This window comes from Candidatus Manganitrophaceae bacterium (genome assembly GCA_012960925.1).
Taxonomy (GTDB): Bacteria; Nitrospirota; Nitrospiria; order SBBL01; family JAADHI01; genus DUAG01.
This window is the reverse complement of record DUAG01000077.1, coordinates 1-1,635: the sequence shown is the minus strand read 5'-3', so window position 1 is coordinate 1,635 and position 1,635 is coordinate 1. Positions and strand designations below refer to the sequence as shown.

At 51.0% G+C, this 1,635-nt stretch carries 1 protein-coding gene; it reads left to right on the top strand.

What is annotated here, in order from left to right; translation table 11 throughout:
* Nucleotides 1–796 precede the first annotated feature (796 nt).
* A partial coding sequence (locus tag EYQ01_10675; GenBank protein ID HIE66250.1) for a hypothetical protein occupies nucleotides 797–1,635 on the top strand: 839 nt, incomplete at its 3' end.

The following is a 1,635-nucleotide window of genomic DNA, read 5'->3' as shown; positions in this document are numbered from 1 at the left end:
AGCCGACAAAAAACTCCACCCAGGAAAGCTCAAAATGTGAAAAACCTCGAATTAATTTAAGCATTCCCTTGATTTCGGGGTCTGACCATTACACGGCGAAAGGATTTCCTTTCGTCCTTCCTTAATTTCTTGCGCTCACTTGAGCAATAAAAAGTAAAATTAAAAACAAACACAAGTAAGTTAAAGTCCCCTCCCATTTGGCCCAGGGGTTGCACTCCTTAGACTTCCCTAATCGCTGGGATTGTGTGGATTAGGTGTTATTGTAGATTAGGAAAGTTCTAAGACTCGTTCTATGACTCGATCCGATTTCACGTGACCACGCACTTGTTGTTTATTACATGATCAGTTGATATTACGCCATTGCAAATAAAGCACTAAACATTGTTACCAAAACATGTATTATTGCTTTGTGGCCTTTCACTCCGGTATTCCTTCGTTCATCCAGGGATTGGAGATCGCTTCATTCCTCCGGGCTTCTGTCGATCGGTTCTAGGCACCGCGACATCCATCCAGACGGCATCGTCAGTCCGTCATTGGTTTAGGATCTGATCCTGGCAAACCCAGCAGGATCTTATCTTGTCTCTTCTCATTATCGATCACCTGTTCATACATGGAGCAACAACGTGATGGTGCAAAACCTGGACTCTAACCTCGCCCAATGAGCGGAGAGGACAAGTCCAAGCCTAAGAAATCCACGCGGGAGTCAACCAGGACAACAAGTCAACCGAATTGGTACGGTAATCGAGAAGAAGTAGTAGTAAATTCATCCACTAGGAAAGGAGGCGAGGACGCGAATATGGTCCATCATACGCCAACAAAGAAGAAGAAGGATGGCGTCCCGAGGGGCAGCCATGAGGAGGAGACCGATCCCGAGGCCGAGGACTCGGACGGCGGCAGCCAGAATGGTGGAACGCTCAAGTTTAATTTTGCGGATTTACCGGACCCGGAGACGATGGGCAAAGCAGGGGGGTCCGCCGCCAATGCTGGTACTGCAGCTTCAGTTCCCGGAGACGGAAAAGACGCGACCAAAAAGGCCAAGATGAAAGAGGCCAACAATTCCACATCATCAGAGGGCGCCACAATGCTGGCAGATGCACGGGTGGCCTTTCGCGCGGAGGTGACCCAGGTGAGAGACGTGGTGGCGATGCTATTGCAGGACATCGACAGGGCAGTCACTACGGAGGATGCTATGAGGGATGACGCCTTGAAAGCGGCTGTCGCCGTCATGGAGGAACGATTAGACGAGTACCACGCGTTGCTCTTGGCGAGGGGTGAGCCGGAAATAGCGGATGAAGCAGTCGAAGCGTTCAACGAGTCGGCAATTGAGGCAAAAAAGCACAGGAGGGCAGCAAGGAGGAAAAGAGAAATCCTCGAGCTGAGGGAAGACGCGGCCAAAATCAGAAACCTCCGCGTGAAGCCAAGCGTGCCGCAGGGCCAGGCTCTGAGCCTCAAACAGCCTACCACGACCAAGGTGGAGACAAGTGGCGACGAGGAATTGCAGGTGGTGAAGAAGCCGTCGGCGAAGGAAGAAAAGAGGACAGCGGATGAAAACTTCAAACACGTCAAGGAAGTGGAGCATCAAATGACTGCGATCCAGCGCAAGAGGCCGAGCTTCATCAAGGCCAAGGAGAAGTC